Below are 15,662 nucleotides of genomic sequence, written 5' to 3'. Positions count from 1 at the left end.
GAATCTGTCGCAGCAGTGGCATCAATTGCCGATAGCCTTGCAGGCAGCTTCCGCCAGCGTTGAATCCCGGCATCAGTCGGGGAGCGACGCTTTCGCCGACGGCTTCGCTGCGAGAGGAGTTGAGCAGTTCGTCTCCGTAATGGCCTATGCCCGTGCTCGGCGTCTTGTTGGCTTCGCACGAGCTCCCACGATATTTCGCACGCTGCGTTCGACCAGTTGCAGGCTGGCTTCACGCCAATTGATCCACTGCCAGTCGGCAATATTGCGGGCGGCGGGGAACTTCCCGCTGCTTTGGAAGCCATTGATCAGGTCGGCAAGGCTTTGCGGATCCTGCAAGTCGAAATACGCCATGAACTCGCCGGCAATTTCGCGGAACACTGCAATATCGCTGCCCATCGCCGGCAGGCCGCGTTGCATGGCTTCCACCAGCGGCAAACCAAAGCCTTCAACGAACGAGGGGAACACCAACGCGCTGGCGTGGGCGTAGGCATGTTCGAGGCTGGTGTCGCTGAGGTCGTTGAACATGAACAGGCGCCGGTTGAGCTCTGGATGATTGCTCACACGGGCAAGCAGGGCATCGCACTTCCAGCCGACCTGCCCGGCGATACACAACCGTGCCGTGGAACCGGCGGCCCAGGCGCGTTCTAAGGCGTCGAGCAGATACGCATGGTTCTTGCGCGGCTCAATGGTGCTCACCATCAGGAACACCGGATCGGTTGTCATAAACAACTTCTTCAGGCGCGGCTCGACGGTTCCTTCGGTGTTTCGCAGATCAAGTTCGGAGCCAAGGTGAAAAAAATCGAACCAACATTTGTCGGTCCGTTCGGTACCGATTCGGTACTTCAACTCCTCACGCAGTTGATCGCGTACCGTTGCGGAAATCGCCATGTAGCCATCGGCCGTGCGGGTGATCCAGTCGAACCACTCGCTGAAAACCCCAACCAGCCGGGATTCGTAAAACTGTGGATGAGTCAGCGGAATGAGGTCGTAGATCACCGCAATCACGCCGACGCCGTCGCGTTTGATTCGCTCGACCTGGGCGAAAAAGTCCGAGTGCCAGGACGAGTCCAGCAACAGCAGTTGATCCCCCGGCTGGTGTTGGAGCGGGGTGCAACGTTTAAGCAATTGCGAGCGATTGATCCGTCGAATCAGGCGCAGTTGCAGGCCGAACGCGCCGAAGCTGGTCAGCCGGTAGCCGACATACAAAATCCGTCGCGTCAGTTTCGAGGTGCATTGTGCATCGCGCCGCTCATGCCATTGGCAGAGGCGATGGGCCAGGCGCTCCAGGCGTTCTCCGAAGTTTTCAAGTTTATTGAAGAATGGCGTATTGAGCGGTGCGAGTTGCAGCACGCGATAGAGTTGGCCATTGAGCAACACCACCGGCATGCATTCGATGCCTTCGGTGCTGGCGGGCAATTGATTAATGACGTTTCGCACTACACGCTGAATACCCGAGTTGACCATCGGGTGTTTAAACACATGGGTGCATTCCACTAGCAAGCGGTTCATGGTGTGCGCTCGAGCAGGCTGACTTCGGTATGCCGGTTGATCGTGGTCTGAGCATTGAGCCACGAGCAACCAACGAAATCTTCGCGTCGATTGTTGATGACATGAAACACCAGACCAAGATCCCGCCATTCGTAATTGCGGTCCAGGTGCGAGTCGAGCCGCGACAGGCTAAGGGCCACGGAGTAGTTGCCTTTGCCCAGCCCCATGACAAACGCGAAGTGATAGGTGATGCGCTCGCCGGCCCGCACGTTTTCCAGTGCCTGGTTCTGGCGATGGGTGTTGATGCCGTACATGGGCTGGCCGAGGCGATCCTTGATCATGAACCCCAGGACCAGACGTTCGAGGTCCTGACGCACTTCGACATCCACAGCCAGTACTACGGGTTGGCCGACTTCGGCGACTTCGATGGAACGGTCGGATTCATCCAGCAGGCGCACGCGCAGAATGCCGGCCTCACCGGTGCCCGACACAGTTTGTACCTGGCCGCCGCTGAGTATTTCCTGGCGAACGGTCTGGCCCTCACGTTCAGCGAGCAAGGCGTTGTAGTAATCCATCACTGCTTCGGGCGTGTCGTGCATGGCCATGCGGCCACCATCGAGCAGAATCGCCGAATCGCAGATCGATTGAATCGCCGAGCGGTCGTGGGACACGATCAGCAGGGTGGTGCCGGCCGCGCGGAAGCCGCGGATGCGTTCAAAACTCTTATGCTGGAAGTAGGCATCGCCCACGGACAACGCTTCGTCGACGATCAGAATATCGGGTCGGCGTGCGGTGGCGACGCTGAACGCCAGCCGCATCTGCATGCCACTGGAGTAGGTGCGCACTGGATGATCAATCGCCTCGCCGATTTCAGCGAAGCTCTCGATCTGTGGCATCAATGCGTTGATTTCCTCGAGATGCAAGCCGAGCAACTGCCCAGCCATCACAGCGTTTTGCCGGCCAGTAAAGTCTGGGTGAAATCCCATGCCCAGCTCAAGTAGTGCAGCCACCCGACCCGAAAGCTCAATGGTGCCGCAAGTCTGGCGATTGGTGCCGGTGATCATCTTCAGCAGCGTACTCTTGCCAGCGCCATTAACCCCGACGATGCCCACGGCTTGGCCGGCAGGAATCTCGAACGTGAGGTCCTTGAGTACCCAATGCTGGCGGTGATGAAGCGTTGAAAAAGGAGTCATCCATTCGGCCAGACGGCTCCAGCGACTGGGGTATTGCTTGAAGGCTTTACCTAGCCCGGTCACACGAATATGTCCCATCAGAGCTCATCCTCCATTGCACCGACCTGACGGCGAAACAGACACAGACCGATTGCGCAGAACGCGGCGCCAATCACGAAGGTCGGAAGCAGCGAACTCCAGATTGGCCATTGGCCGTACACGAACACATTCTGGTAGCTAGCCATCAGGCTGGTCAGAGGGTTGAATTGCAGCAGGCTCTGCAGCCGCTCCGGCAATATGGTGATGGGGTAAATGATCGGGGTCAGCCAGAACCAGAACTGGAGACAGATACCGAACAGTTGGCCGACATCGCGGAAGAATACGTTGAGTACGCCCAACATCATGCCGAGTCCTGCGCAGAGCATCATTTGCAGGGCAACCAGTGGTACCAGCGCCAGCAATGCCATACCCGGCCAGCGTCCGGTAATGAGCAGAAAACCCAGAAACAAGCCGATGATGATGGCGAAATTTATCGCCGCATTGAGTAGCACGATCACCGGCAAACAGACCTTCGGAAAACTGATCTTCTTCAGCAGATTCGCGTTGTCCAGAAACATGTTCTGGCTGCGCAGCGTGATTTCGGCAAACAGCCCCCACGCCAGTAGACCTGCGCATAGATAAATGCTGTAGGCCATGCTGTCGTCCACGCCCGGTAAGCGGGTGTGCATGATGTGGGAAAAGATCACGGTGTAGATGACGATCATCGACAGCGGATTGAAGATCGGCCACAGGGCGCCGAACAGTGAATTGCGATAACGCGCCTGGAACTCTCTCTGCACGCTGCCGAGGATGAAACCTCGGTAGTCATGCAGTGATCGATAAACGGAAAGCAGCATTTAAGTCGTCCTGCTGTATGGTTTTTTGAAGCGGACGACGTTGTCCTCTCCCCGGTATTCGCCGCCTCGTATTCCTATGCTCGATACACCGATCACATGGGAGTTTTCCTGGCGATGCTTGTGGCCGGCGGCGATGAAGGTCGATTTGGAATTGGCCAGATATGAGCCGTTCTGGACGCAGGCGTCAGCGGAACTGGCAGGCAGGAATGTGCCGGCACGGCCGCGCGTTTTGGGGCGCTGCAACAGGGTGAGCGTACCGAGCAGATTGATCTCGGGCGTACGTGCCGGATCGCGGAAGGCTTCGGAGGCGAGGGGCTGCCCGGCCAATTGAATGACTGCGTCAGGCAGTGGCGACCACAGATTGGTGTGGCTAAGCGAATGGATAAGTTCGCAGGTCGACGCGGCAGGCAGCAAATCCCACGACCAACCCGACGATGCCAGACGCGACCGGATATGTTGTCCAACGCATCCACTCGGATCCGTGACGAACAGACGCTTTTTCAAACAGCGACCCCTTGGTCTTGAACTTGCGCCTCCTTCCCACAGGCCTTGAGGAAAAGTCTGTCAGACCGAAAGAAAAACCGGGTGAAAGGCAGGCGAAGTCAGTTGTTGTAGTTGTTTGTGACCAATCTGTGCCAATTGCGCAGCAATTTCAACAGGGCAAACCGTGACCGGTCAGTTCTCGTCAGCGTAGTCGATTAATTCTCGCCGGGCGGTTCACGAACCCTTCGCGGATGTGTTTAGAATGCGCCTTGTCACGATTGGCCGGGCTCGTCGGCATCGTCGTGAAAAAAGGTGAAACTGACCACTAAAACAAGAACAAGACGGGACCGAAGACGGAGGACGGATATTGATCCGATCCAACGCTTTGCCGTCATAGTGTGAGGCTGCCGGGATGGCAGTTTCATTGTGGAATGCCATGAATTTCATTCTTTATTCGGACATCAACGACAGTTCAATCAGCCAGAATCTTGGGCATCCCGATGCCAGTCACTACTTTGTGCTGAAGGCCTATGTGCCGTTGCTCGAAACGCTCGGGCGAGTGCACGTGGTCAGTGCTGTGACAGAGGTAGATCCGCTCTACCGACAGTTGCTCGCCGCTGGCCAGGAGAGTGTTTTCCTCTCGTTCACCCGGCCGCAGAAAACCCTGACCGATCTCCAATGCCCGACCGTTTGTGTTGTGACGTGGGAGTACGACTCCATCCCCAACGAGCAGTGGGGCAACGATCCACGCCAGGACTGGACGCGCATGCTGGCCAAACATGGCCGCGTGATCACACTGTCCAGCTACACCGCCCGAGCGATCCAGCGCACCATGGGCGAAGACTTTCCGGTGTTGGTCTTGCCAGCCCCGCTGTGGGAGCACTTTGCAGCGATTCGTGAGCAACAGGTTAGCGCGCCGGTCAATGCGGGTACGACATTGACGGTCAAAGGTTGCATCTTTGATTCTCGCCAAATGAACCTGCATCCGGATAATCTGCTGCCCGAGCCGCTGACCCCCGAAGAGCTGGCCGAAATCGAGGCACAGCTGGAGGCCTTGCGTCCACCACCGCTGACCTTGAAGCGGCGCTTTATCATTGCCCGACATTTCCTGCGGTTGTGGTTGCTGAATCTGGGCCACGAGCAGGAGCCGCCAGTGCCACGCGTGAGGTTTCTGCAGAACTGGTACTGGGAAGGGATTCGCGATCTGGTTCCAGAGACTTTGCATGACTGGCTCGGCAAACGTCTGCCAAACATCGCAGGCCCACAGCCTTTACCGGTAGCCGTCCAACCGCCACCGCGAGATATGCCGGACAGTTCATTAACGGTGCAAACCCGTGTGGACGGTGTGGTCTACGTGACGGTGTTCCGCCCCGATGACGGGCGCAAGAACTGGCTACAGATCCTGACGGCCTTTTGCGCAGCATTTCGTGACACCCCCGACGCCACACTGGTGATGAAATTTACCCAGAGTGATCTGGCGGCGGTGTACGCACACTTGATGACACCGCTGGCGCAACTGGCACCATTCTCCTGCCGGGTCGTGATGATTCACGGCTATCTGGACGATGCCGAATACGCACGGCTTTACCAGTCCGCAAATTTTTACGTCAACGCTTCGCATTGCGAAGGCCTGTGCCTGCCGCTGATGGAGTTCATGGCGAGCGGCAAACCGGTGATCGCTCCCGATCACACGGCGATGCAGGATTATATCGATGAGTCTGTGGCGTTCGTGGTCGGCTCCAGCGTAGAGGCTTGCACCTGGCCCCATGACCCGCGAATGCTGTTTCGCGCACAACGGCATCGACCGGACTGGGGGTCATTGAAGAAGTCCTACGAAAACAGCTATCGGATGGCCAAGACACAACCCCAGGAGTATCAGCGCATGTCGCTGGCGGCGATCGAACGCATGCACGATTACTGCGCGCAACCGGCGTTGCAAAAGCGTGTCGCCGATTTTTTCGGGCTGGCATCACCGGTCGACAACGTTGCCCCGATTACGGATAACGCCTCATGCTGATCATCATCCATTCGGAAACCAACCAGCACACCATCAGCCGTAACCTCGGGCGTTCGGAGTACAGCTATTACTTCGTTCTCAAGGAGTATCGGCCGGTCCTGGAGCGACTCGGGCGGGTGATCGAGGTCATGGACCCGAACACTGAAGTCGATGCGTTGTACGCCGACTGCCAGTCCCGTGACGAGCCGTGTGTATTTCTCTCGTTCTCGCCACCGCACCGCACTCCGGTGCATCTGGCCTGCCCGACGTTGCCTGTCTTTGCCTGGGAATTCAGCACCATCCCCAACGAGCCATTTGCCGGCGATCCGTTGAACGACTGGCGCACTGCACTCAAGGCCTGCGGTGCCGCGATCACCCATTCCAGTTACACGGTCGATGCGGTGCGCGAAGCGATGAGCATCGGTTACCCGATTGTTGCCGTACCCGCCCCGGTCTGGGATCGATTCGCCGCGCGTGGCGTTCAGTTGCAGGGGCAACCTGTGGTCGATTCGGTACGTTTGACGATCAAAGGGCTGGTGGTCGACAGCCGTGAGGTCGATCTGGATGCCTTTGGTCCGGTTCATCTGCGCAGTGGCCCGGGTATCGACTTCCTCGCACCGGTCACCGAGCAGACGTTGTTGCTCGAAGGCGTGGTCTACACCTCGGTGTTCAATCCGCGCGACGGCCGCAAGAACTGGGAGGACATGATCAGTGCCTTCTGTGCGACTTTTCGCGAGAACGATGACGCAACGCTGGTGCTCAAACTCACTCACCACGATGCCGAAGAGGCGCTCACCGATATCCTTCATCACCTCTACAAAAACCAGCCTTATCGCTGCCGTATCGTGCTGGTCTATGGCTATCTGGCGGACGCGGATTACGAACGGCTGGTGCAGGCGACCCGTTACGTCGTCAATACGTCCTACGGCGAAGGCCAGTGCCTGCCGCTGATGGAGTTCATGTCTTGCGGCAAACCGGCCGTGGCGCCGTGCACGACGGCGATGATCGACTATCTCAATATCGATAACGCGTTTCTGATCGAGGCGACCGAGGAGTTTACGGCCTGGCCGCACGATCCGCGCTCGGCCTACCGGACCCTGCGCTACGCGGCCAATTGGGCGTCGATTTGCGCGGCCTACCGAGCCAGCTACGCGGTGGCCAAAAACGATCCGCAGCGTTACGCGCACCTTTCGGCGCAAGCCGTGGAGAGTCTGCGAGGGTTTTGCAGTCAGGCTGTGGCTGAACAGCGCTTGCAGGCATTTTTTGCGCAACTGTTCGAGCGCCGCGCTGAACTTGCCATGGAGGCTGCCGGAGCATGATACGTCGATTGTTCCAGCGATTTTTAGCCGAGCCGCAAGCGCCGCAAGCCGTTGAACCCGTCGACGAACCCGTGGTTGATCCGACACCTGAATCCGAACCGGAGCCCTTGTTCACCTGGTCGCCGCGCGACGTCGGTTTGCGTGATGCGGTTCTGGACGGCTGGTTTCTCAATGACAGCGGCGAATTGCTCAAGGGCTTCGCCATAACGCCTGAAGACACCTTGCTTGATGTCGGTTGTGGCGAGGGTGCCGCGACGTTGTTTGCGGTACGTCAGGGCGCATCGGTGATCTTCACCGACAGTGAGCACGACAAAGTGAGCGAGCTGGCGCGTCAGGTTGAAGCTAAGAGTTCCAGGCCGAGTCTGGGGCTGGTCAGCAACAGCTTGCCCTTGCCTCTGGCGGACGGTTGCGCGAGCCGAGTGGTGTGTATGGAGGTGTTGGAGCACGTCGACGAGCCTGAGTCGTTCATGGCCGAACTGGCGCGTATGGGGCGGCCCGGTGCGTTGTATCTGCTCAGCGTGCCGGCACCGGTTGGCGAGCATCTGCAGAAAGGTATCGCCCCCGCGAGTTATTACCAGTCTCCCAATCATGTACAGATTTTCACCCCGGAGCGCTTCGAGGCGATGGTCGAGGATGCCGGGTTGGTCATCGAACATCGGCAAGCCACCGGGTTCTTCTGGGTGATGGGGATGATTTTCTTCTGGGCCAGCGAAAAGGCTGCCGGCAAGGATCCGGGCGGTGCGGTGCGCGATCGCATTCAGGCACCGTTCCCGCATTTGATGGGCGGGTGGGCGAGAACCTGGGAAGAGATGCTCGACCGGCCCGACGGGCTTGCGATCAAACAGATCCTCGACCAGTTCATGCCCAAGAGCCAGGTGATCATTGCCCGTAAACCACTGGATGCGGGGAGACCGGATGATCAGTAAACGCATCATGGATATCGAGGTGCTGCGCGCCATTGCAGTGCTCGGGGTGCTGTTTCATCACCTGTCCGGCAATCTGTTCCAGGATCCTGTGCCGCTGCTCGAATCCATTCACGCCTGGGCGCAGCCGTGGTGGGGGGTCGATCTTTTTTTCGCGATTTCCGGATTTGTCATCGCCCGTAGTCTGATTCCTGCGCTGCGCGGTTGCAGCAACCGTCAGGAGTGCTGGGAGCAAACGCGTAACTTCTGGTTGCGTCGAGTCTTTCGCCTGTTGCCATCGGCCTGGTTATGGCTGGCACTGGTGTTATTGCTGTGCATGTTTTTCAACCGCTCCGGGGCATTCGGAACGGTACAGGCCAACCTGCAGGCCACGCTCGCGGGGGTATTGCAGTACGCCAATTTCCGCTTTGCCGACGCCTTCTTTCGTTATGAGTACGGCAGCAGTTTCGTCTACTGGAGTCTGGCGCTGGAGGAACAGTTCTACCTGCTGTTTCCGCTGCTGATTCTGCTCTGTCGCAAACACCTGGTGTGGGTATTGCTGGCGCTGGTGGCCGTGCAACTGTTGCTGGTGCGTACGCCGTTGCTGATGGTCGTGCGAACCGACGCGCTTGCCCTTGGCGTGTTATTGGCAATGTGGAGTGTTCAACCGAGCTATCAACGCTTTCAACCGACTTTTCTGCGGCGTCCCTGGGTCGGGACTTCAGCACTGATCGTCATCGGATTACTGATGAGTTACCTGGCCACCGACCCTTTTTCTGCCAGTCACTATCGCATCGGCGCTATCGCGATACTCAGTGCCTTGTTGGTGTGGATCGCCTCCTACAACCGGGATTATCTGTTGCCGGCCGGACGCTTGCAGCGGTTGATGGCGTGGGTGGGCAGTCGTTCCTACGGCATCTACCTGATCCACATTCCGGCGTACTTCCTGGTGCGCGAAGTGATTTTCCGTTTGCAGGGAGCAGGACTGCCGAGCCCGGCGGGACACCCGATCGTTACCTTGCTGTTGGCATTCGGTCTGATCGTATTGCTCAGCGAACTGAATTATCGCTTCATCGAAATGCCGATGCGCGACCGTGGCACCGCACTGGTGAAACGCCTCGCAACGTCCCGAGCGAAGGTAGCGCCTTCTGAAGTGACCTCTTGATCGACGTGTGGGAGCGAGCCTCCTCGCGAAGAGGCCGGGTCAGTCACACAGCTTTCGGCTAATACACCGCCTTCGCGATCAGGCTCGCTCCCACGCGGATTTGTGTAACCTTGCAGCCTTGTGGTGTCAGGGATCTGGAAGGTATGCGGTTTATCGTCGGTCTGTTTGCTTTGATCGTGCTGTCTGCTTGCAAGCAGCAGGACGCGCCATCCCTCGACCAACAGCTCTATATCTGGCAACGTCAGTGGACTCCGGCCCACACGGCAGCGCTACATGACAGCCGCGATGACTTCTCGACGCTGCGGGTGCTGGCGCTGCAGGCCTTTCCGAACGCGGGATGGAGTCGGGCGCGGATCGATGCGCACTTATTGAAAGCCGATGGTCGTCCGTTGATTGCGGTGATTCGTCTCGACGGCCAACTCAAGTCGCTGGATCAGGATCAGGTCACCGCGCAGATTCTGCAGGTGCTCGCCGATTGGCAGGCGCAAGGCCTGACGCTGAGCGGTGTCGAAATCGACCACGACGCGGGCAATGCGCGGTTGCCGGCGTATGCTGAATTTCTCAGACATCTGCGCTCGGCCTTACCGACGAATCTGCCTTTGAGCATCACGGCACTACCGGCCTGGCTCGGCAGTGTGCAATTGCCCGAACTTCTGCAAACCGTCGACAGCAGCGTGCTGCAAGTGCATGCCGTCAGCGATCCACGCCGGGGTTTGTTCGATCCTGATCAGGCGTTGAAATGGGCCAAGGCCTGGGCGCGCATCACCGAAAAACCGTTCTATCTCGCGCTGCCGGCTTACGGCGTGGCGCTGCTGCCGGATGACGGCGGGGCGCCGGTGGTGGAGAGCGAGGTGCAACTTGAACGGGATGGTGAGCGCCGCGAGTTGCTGGCTGATCCGCTGCAATTGAGCCAACTCGGCAAGGCCTTGCGCGAAGACCCGCCGGCGCATCTGGCCGGATTGATCTGGTTTCGCCTGCCGCTGGCTAATGACCGCCGCGCATGGAGCCTGACCACCCTGCGCGCGGTGGCCCGGGGTGATCAACTCGTCAGCCAGCTCGGCGTGACGTTCAGCGAACACGACGGTCTCTACGACATCAAACTCGAAAACCCCGGTAACCTCGACAGTGCCTGGCCTGCGCAAATCACCTTGAAGGCGCAAAGCTGTGAAGGCGCCGATGCGCTCGCCGGTTACTCGTTGCAACAAGGCCCGGATCTGCTTACCTTCACCCGCCTGCGCGACGGCCGTTTGCCGGCGGGTGGGCAACGCGCCATCGGTTGGGCGCGTTGCGCCAATATTGATCAAGGAGGTTCGCATGTTGACCCGTAACTGGCCCCGCCATCTGCTCTGCCTGAGCCTCTGCCTGCCGCTGGGTTCGGCGCTGGCCTGCGGACCGGATTTCCCCATGCGCCTGCTCGACAATCGCGGGCAAACCCTCGCGGATCTGCCTGAGGGCAACTTCAACTTCGAACTCAGTCGTCTCGGCAAAGCCATCGCCGGGCTGAAGAATGTCACCGCGGCAACGCACAATCCGAACGATATGTACGGCGAGGAAAACGCGGCCGCCGAGGCACGGGAGAAGGCCGAGCAGGCCGGACTGAGCGCCGAGCAGCAAGCGTTGGTCAAACAACTGCGTGGCCTGACCGATGCGCGTCAGGTCGAGGTGCTGGGCGCCAGTCTGCCGACGGAAATCCGTTTGTACGTGGCCGGTGCGGTGGCGTTTGCCACAGGCGATCATCAACTCGCCGTCGAGTATTTCAACAAGCTGCTGGCGCTGCCGGCAGATCAGCGTCCGTTGCGCAGCACGTGGGCGGCGTATTCGATGGGCCGTACCTGGTTTGCGATGAGCAGCGAAGGAGGGGATGCGGTCGAGGCGCTGGAACAATCGCGTGATGCGTTCCGCCAGGCCCGGCAACTGAGCATCGACGGTTTCAGCGATCCGCTGGAGTTGGGTGTTGCCAGCCTCGGTGAAGAGGCGCGGGTGTTGCGCTCGGCAGGCGACTGGAGCGGCGCCATCGAATTGTATGAAGCACAGAATCTGCACGGTTCGGCCGTGGGTTACACCTCGCTCAAGCAATTGATGAATGAACTGGCGGAGTTGCCCGAGGCCGAACTGGCCGAGCTGCTGCAACACAAAACCGTGCAGCAACTGGTCACGGCATCGCTGGTCAGCCGCCAAGGCTGGTCGTTTGGCGATGAGCCGCCGAACGAGAAGAAACTGGTCAAGCTGCTGCAAAACAGCACCCGTGGCAGCCTCGACAACGCTGATCGTCTGGCGGCAATGAGTTATCAACAGGGTGATTACGCTGGGGCCAAGGCTTTTCTCGAGAACGCCGGCGACGACGGATTGGCGTGGTGGCTACGGGCGAAACTGGCGGTGCGTGACGGCGATAAAAATGCCGCGGCCGCCGCCTATTCGAAAGCCGCGCAGGCCTTCCCGCAGAGCGAAGACTGGGGTTACCGGCGCACCCCGGACTGGGCGTATGAAGCCGTTCAGCCGAAGTGCCGGGTCGAGGGCGAAAGCGCGATTCTCGCCTTGCAGCGCGGCGAATACCTGCAAGCGTTCGTGCAGTTGTATCGCAGCAACAGCACCTATTGGTTCGACGCTGCGACCGTGGCCGAACGCGTGCTGACGGTCGAAGAACTGCAAAAATACGTCGACGACAACGTCCCGGCGCCGCCGGCGTTGACCCAGCAGGAGCGTGACAACTACGTGCCGCTGCCGGTCGCCGCCAGCCTGCGCAATCTGCTTGGTCGACGCTTGTTGCGCGAAGGGCATTACGCCGACGCGGTGGCTTATTTCGACAATCCCGACCTGCAAAACAAGGCCCGACTCTACGGCGAACAACGGCTGAAGGCCGATGCCGCGTGGTGGCCGACCAAACGCGCCAGTGCCTTGTACAACGCGGCGTGGACGGCGCGTGAGTGGGGCATGGATATTCTCGGTTACGAGATGGCGCCGGACTACGCCACGTTCGGTGGCAACTACAGCCTGGAAAGCGCTGAGCTGAAAGTCGGCCCGCTGGTCAGCGAAGCCGAAGTGCAACGTCAGGTCGCCAGCGAAGCGAAACCGGATCAGCGCTATCACTACCGTTTCGTCGCCACCGCGCTGGCCGGGCGCGCCGCTGACAACCTGCCGCACACCAGTCAGGCGTTTGCCGCTGTGCTGTGCAACGCGGCCGGCTGGAACAGCAGCCTGGAAGATCAGAGCGCGCTGTATCAGCGTTACATCAAGGAAGGTCCGTTTGTGCCGTGGGCGGTGGATTTCGGCAATCAGTGCCCGTACCCGGATTTCGAAAACGCCAACAAGCGTTACGTCACCCAGGTCACCGATGCTGTGCGCTCGTCGCTGCGGCCGTATAAGTGGCCGGTGCAGATCGGCGCGATTGTGCTGGTCACGGGTGCTGCGTTGCTGTTGATCAGCCGTCGCCAGCGCAAGGTCCGCAAAGGCTAAGCCTGCTGGATGAACGTCAGGCGCACGGCGAAACCGATCAACAGGCTGCCGAACAGCCATTGTTGTACGCGTTGGGCCGTTGGACTGTGTTGCAGCCAACGACCCAGCGCGGCGCCGGTCAGCGCGTAAGCGCTGTCGAACAGCAGGCCGACGCCGACCAGCAGCACGCCGAGCACGGCGAATTGGCTCAGTACTGGTGCGCCGTCATTGACGATGAATTGCGGCAGCAACACCGAACAGAACAGCAGCGCTTTGGGATTGAGCAGGTTGGTCAGCAAACCGCGTCGGACGGCTTCGCGCCATTGCCCGTGTGCGTCGTCAGCTTCACCGGTATTCAGGTTCGGCAGCAGGGTGCTGCGCAGGCACTGAATGCCGATCCACAGCAGATACGCCGCCCCCGCCAATCGCACCACCTCGAATGTCCATGGCGCCGCTTTGAACAGCGCCGCCAGCCCCAACGCCGCCAGGGCCACGTGACAACCACGGGCGATGCCCAGGCCGACAGCGGTGGCCAGCGCCGCGCCGCGCCCCTGGCGGGCACCGGTTTGCAGCAGCAGGATCATGTCCGGGCCGGGCAACAGATAGACCACCGCCAATGCCAGGAAAAACAGCCAGAGACTCGCCACGCTACACCCCTTTCGTTGTCGATTCGGTGAGCCAAGTCTAGGGCCGAAAGGTGGGGCAGGTGCTTGCGTAGTCCGCTTCAAAAGCCTGCTGCTTTGGCATAACCTGCTGGTTTTCAACGCCCCGACTATCAGGATCTGCCAACCATGAAACTCGACGCCTTCGACCGCAAGATTCTCGCGGCGCTGCAACGCAACGGACGCCTGAGCAATGTCGAGCTGGCGGACGAAATCGGCTTGTCGGCCTCACCGTGTCTGCGCCGGGTGCGGATGCTCGAGGAGGCCGGGGTGATTCGCGGTTATCAGGCCAGTCTCGATCGCGATGAAGTCGGGCTGGGACTGACGGTGTTTGTCGGGGTCAAGGTCGAGCGCCACAACGATGAACAGGCCGAGGCGTTTTACACCGCAGTGACGGCATTGCCGGAGGTGATTTCAGCATTTCTGGTGTCTGGGGAATCGGACTTTTTGCTGCAAGTGGTGGTGCCGGATTTGCGTGCGTATGACCGTTTTCTCAGCGGCTGCCTGTTGAAACTGCCGGGGGTGAGTGACATCCGCAGCAACTTTGCGATTCATACGGTGAAGACGCCGGGGGCGTTGCCGCTGGGGCATCTTCCTGCCTGAGACCAAGTTGTCCCCAATCGCGAGCAGGCTCACTCCTACATTGATCGCGGTGCTTCTGAACAAACGCGATCAACTGTAGGAGTGAGCCTGCTCGCGATAGCAGACGCCCAGTCACCGGATAATTTTTTGCTTACATCTGCGTCGCCATCCCCTCGACATTCATCGCCGCCTGGCGCAACGCTTCCGATCGCGTTGGATGTGGATGGCAAGTCAGTGCGATGTCCTCAGCCGAAGCACTGAACTCCATCGCCACGCAAAACTCGCCAATCATTTCACTCACGCTCGGACCGACCAGGTGTACGCCGAGTACTTCATCAGTGCGCTCGTCGGCGATGACTTTGGCAAACCCCTCGGTCTCGTGGTTGATCTTCGCCCGGCTGTTGGCGGTGAACGGGAATTTGCCGACCTTGTAGGCGCGTCCTTCAGCCTTGAGCTGTTCTTCGGTTTTGCCGACGCTGGCCAGTTCCGGTTTGGTGTAGATCACGTTGGGGATCAGGTCGTAATTGACCTCGCCGGCCTTGCCATGGATCTGCTCGACGCAGACCATCGCTTCGTCTTCAGCCTTGTGTGCGAGCATCGGCCCGGAGGTCACATCGCCGATCACCCAGACTCCGGCGGCTTCGGTGCGGTGCTGTTTGTTGGCGAGCATGCCGCGTTTGTCGGTGCTCAGGCCGACGTTCTCCAGACCGAGGCCCTGGGTGTACGGGCGACGACCGATGGCCACCAGCACGTAATCGGCTTCCAGCAACTCGGCAGTGCCGCCAGCGGCCGGCTCGACGCTGAGTTGCACACCGTTGGCGGAAGCGGTGGCGCTGGTGACTTTCGAACTCAACTTGAACGCGATGCCCTGTTTGCTCAGCGAGCGTTGCAGGGTTTTGCCGGCCTCGCCATCGACGCCCGGGCAGATGCGGTCGAGGTATTCGACCACGGTGACCTGCGCGCCGAGCCGCCGCCATACCGAGCCCAACTCCAGACCGATCACACCGGCACCGATCACCACCAGGTGTTTGGGCACTTCACTCAGGGAAAGCGCACCGGTCGAATCAAGGATACGTTTGTTGTCGATCTCGACACCGGGCAGGGGAGTGGGCTCGGAACCGGTGGCGATGATGATGTCCTTGGCGGTCAGTTCGACTTTGCCGCCCTGATCGTCGGTCACCGTGACCTTGCCGGGGCCGTCGATGTGGCCCCAGCCCTTGATCCAGTCGACCTTGTTCTTGCGAAACAGAAATTCGATGCCTTTGGTCAGGCCAGCCACGCTTTCGTCTTTCTGTTTCATCATTTGCACAAGATTTAGCGTCGGTTTGACCTCGATGCCGAGGTTGGCGAATTCCGCACCCATCGCCGCATCGTAAAGCTCTGATGCATGCAGCAAGGCTTTGGACGGCATGCAACCAACGTTCAGGCAGGTGCCGCCGAGGGTTGCCCGGCCTTCGACGCAAGCGGCCTTGAGGCCCAACTGGCCGGCGCGGATCGCCGCGTTATAACCACCGGGGCCGCCGCCCAGAATCACTACGTCATAGTTGCTCATGTGCTTGCTCCTG

At 59.7% G+C, this 15,662-nt stretch carries 13 protein-coding genes and 1 pseudogene; 7 read left to right on the top strand and 7 right to left on the bottom strand.

The genetic code is table 11. The features are described 5' to 3' along the window. Positions 1-144: 144 nt before the first annotated feature. The 5 genes and pseudogenes from ACOYXH_RS25420 to ACOYXH_RS25400 form a co-directional block, all read right to left on the bottom strand. Positions 145-1,509 carry a glycosyltransferase family 4 protein gene (locus ACOYXH_RS25420; protein WP_460410026.1) on the bottom strand — a complete coding sequence of 455 codons (1,365 nt, stop codon included), beginning with the start codon at positions 1,507-1,509 and terminating at the stop codon, positions 145-147. Next, the gene (locus ACOYXH_RS25415) at positions 1,506-2,759 is read right to left on the bottom strand and encodes an ABC transporter ATP-binding protein (protein ID WP_460410025.1); all 1,254 of its coding nucleotides are present in this window, start codon (positions 2,757-2,759) and stop codon (positions 1,506-1,508) included. The genes ACOYXH_RS25420 and ACOYXH_RS25415 overlap by 4 nt, the downstream gene beginning before the upstream one ends. After that, complete coding sequence (locus tag ACOYXH_RS25410) at positions 2,759-3,556, bottom strand: ABC transporter permease (RefSeq protein ID WP_095049590.1); 798 nt, start codon at positions 3,554-3,556, stop codon at positions 2,759-2,761. The genes ACOYXH_RS25415 and ACOYXH_RS25410 overlap by 1 nt, the downstream gene beginning before the upstream one ends. Further along, entirely contained in the window at positions 3,557-3,715 is a 159-nt protein-coding gene (locus ACOYXH_RS25405) for a cupin domain-containing protein (protein WP_371857735.1), read from the bottom strand. 24 nt (positions 3,716-3,739) lie between these two features. Beyond that, positions 3,740-4,060 (bottom strand): annotated as a pseudogene (locus ACOYXH_RS25400) (NAD-dependent epimerase/dehydratase family protein); the annotation flags it as partial. 415 nt (positions 4,061-4,475) lie between these two features. Between ACOYXH_RS25400 and ACOYXH_RS25395 the strand changes: the two are divergent. From ACOYXH_RS25395 to ACOYXH_RS25370, 6 genes are all read left to right on the top strand, one after another. Next, positions 4,476-6,056 carry a glycosyltransferase family 4 protein gene (locus ACOYXH_RS25395; protein ID WP_460410024.1) on the top strand — a complete coding sequence of 527 codons (1,581 nt, stop codon included), beginning with the start codon at positions 4,476-4,478 and terminating at the stop codon, positions 6,054-6,056. After that, a complete protein-coding gene (locus ACOYXH_RS25390) occupies positions 6,050-7,354 on the top strand; it encodes a glycosyltransferase (RefSeq protein WP_095049593.1) in 1,305 nt (434 codons plus the stop codon). The genes ACOYXH_RS25395 and ACOYXH_RS25390 overlap by 7 nt, the downstream gene beginning before the upstream one ends. Then, entirely contained in the window at positions 7,351-8,280 is a 930-nt protein-coding gene (locus ACOYXH_RS25385; protein ID WP_095049594.1) for a class I SAM-dependent methyltransferase, read from the top strand. Before ACOYXH_RS25390 ends, ACOYXH_RS25385 begins: the two co-directional genes overlap by 4 nt. Next, positions 8,270-9,421, top strand: coding sequence for an acyltransferase family protein (locus ACOYXH_RS25380; protein WP_095125077.1), 1,152 nt, complete (start codon positions 8,270-8,272; stop codon positions 9,419-9,421). The genes ACOYXH_RS25385 and ACOYXH_RS25380 overlap by 11 nt, the downstream gene beginning before the upstream one ends. 143 nt (positions 9,422-9,564) lie before the next feature. Continuing rightward, a complete protein-coding gene (locus ACOYXH_RS25375) occupies positions 9,565-10,749 on the top strand; it encodes a DUF3142 domain-containing protein (protein WP_095125076.1) in 1,185 nt (394 codons plus the stop codon). Beyond that, a complete protein-coding gene (locus ACOYXH_RS25370) occupies positions 10,736-12,874 on the top strand; it encodes a hypothetical protein (RefSeq protein ID WP_320413685.1) in 2,139 nt (712 codons plus the stop codon). The genes ACOYXH_RS25375 and ACOYXH_RS25370 overlap by 14 nt, the downstream gene beginning before the upstream one ends. On the opposite strand, the gene ACOYXH_RS25365 is transcribed toward ACOYXH_RS25370, so the two are convergent. Beyond that, positions 12,871-13,500 (bottom strand): LysE family translocator, encoded by a 630-nt coding sequence (locus ACOYXH_RS25365; protein ID WP_095049598.1) that lies wholly within the window; start codon positions 13,498-13,500, stop codon positions 12,871-12,873. The genes ACOYXH_RS25370 and ACOYXH_RS25365 overlap by 4 nt on opposite strands. A gap of 144 nt (positions 13,501-13,644) precedes the next feature. Here ACOYXH_RS25365 and ACOYXH_RS25360 point away from each other — a divergent pair, with 144 nt between their 5' ends. Next, positions 13,645-14,118, top strand: a complete 474-nt coding sequence (locus ACOYXH_RS25360; protein WP_320413684.1) for an Lrp/AsnC family transcriptional regulator — start codon at positions 13,645-13,647, stop codon at positions 14,116-14,118. A 130-nt stretch (positions 14,119-14,248) separates the two neighbouring features. On the opposite strand, the gene lpdA is transcribed toward ACOYXH_RS25360, so the two are convergent. After that, entirely contained in the window at positions 14,249-15,649 is a 1,401-nt protein-coding gene (gene lpdA, locus ACOYXH_RS25355) for a dihydrolipoyl dehydrogenase (RefSeq protein WP_460410023.1), read from the bottom strand. Positions 15,650-15,662 lie beyond the last annotated feature (13 nt).

Source organism: Pseudomonas sp. Mb7 (genome assembly GCF_054790525.1).
Note: the sequence above shows the minus strand (reverse complement) of the source record. Positions and strands in the feature narration are given on the sequence as shown.

Excerpts from the sequence above, each read along its gene's own strand:
- ACOYXH_RS25420 (WP_460410026.1), bottom strand. The coding sequence starts at position 1,509 with ATGAACCGCTTGCTAGTGGAATGCACCCATGTGTTTAAACACCCGATG.
- ACOYXH_RS25415 (WP_460410025.1), bottom strand. The coding sequence starts at position 2,759 with ATGGGACATATTCGTGTGACCGGGCTAGGTAAAGCCTTCAAGCAATAC.
- ACOYXH_RS25410 (WP_095049590.1), bottom strand. The coding sequence starts at position 3,556 with ATGCTGCTTTCCGTTTATCGATCACTGCATGACTACCGAGGTTTCATC.
- ACOYXH_RS25395 (WP_460410024.1), top strand. The coding sequence starts at position 4,476 with ATGAATTTCATTCTTTATTCGGACATCAACGACAGTTCAATCAGCCAG.
- ACOYXH_RS25390 (WP_095049593.1), top strand. The coding sequence starts at position 6,050 with ATGCTGATCATCATCCATTCGGAAACCAACCAGCACACCATCAGCCGT.
- ACOYXH_RS25385 (WP_095049594.1), top strand. The coding sequence starts at position 7,351 with ATGATACGTCGATTGTTCCAGCGATTTTTAGCCGAGCCGCAAGCGCCG.
- ACOYXH_RS25380 (WP_095125077.1), top strand. The coding sequence starts at position 8,270 with ATGATCAGTAAACGCATCATGGATATCGAGGTGCTGCGCGCCATTGCA.
- ACOYXH_RS25375 (WP_095125076.1), top strand. The coding sequence starts at position 9,565 with ATGCGGTTTATCGTCGGTCTGTTTGCTTTGATCGTGCTGTCTGCTTGC.
- ACOYXH_RS25370 (WP_320413685.1), top strand. The coding sequence starts at position 10,736 with ATGTTGACCCGTAACTGGCCCCGCCATCTGCTCTGCCTGAGCCTCTGC.
- ACOYXH_RS25360 (WP_320413684.1), top strand. The coding sequence starts at position 13,645 with ATGAAACTCGACGCCTTCGACCGCAAGATTCTCGCGGCGCTGCAACGC.
- lpdA (WP_460410023.1), bottom strand. The coding sequence starts at position 15,649 with ATGAGCAACTATGACGTAGTGATTCTGGGCGGCGGCCCCGGTGGTTAT.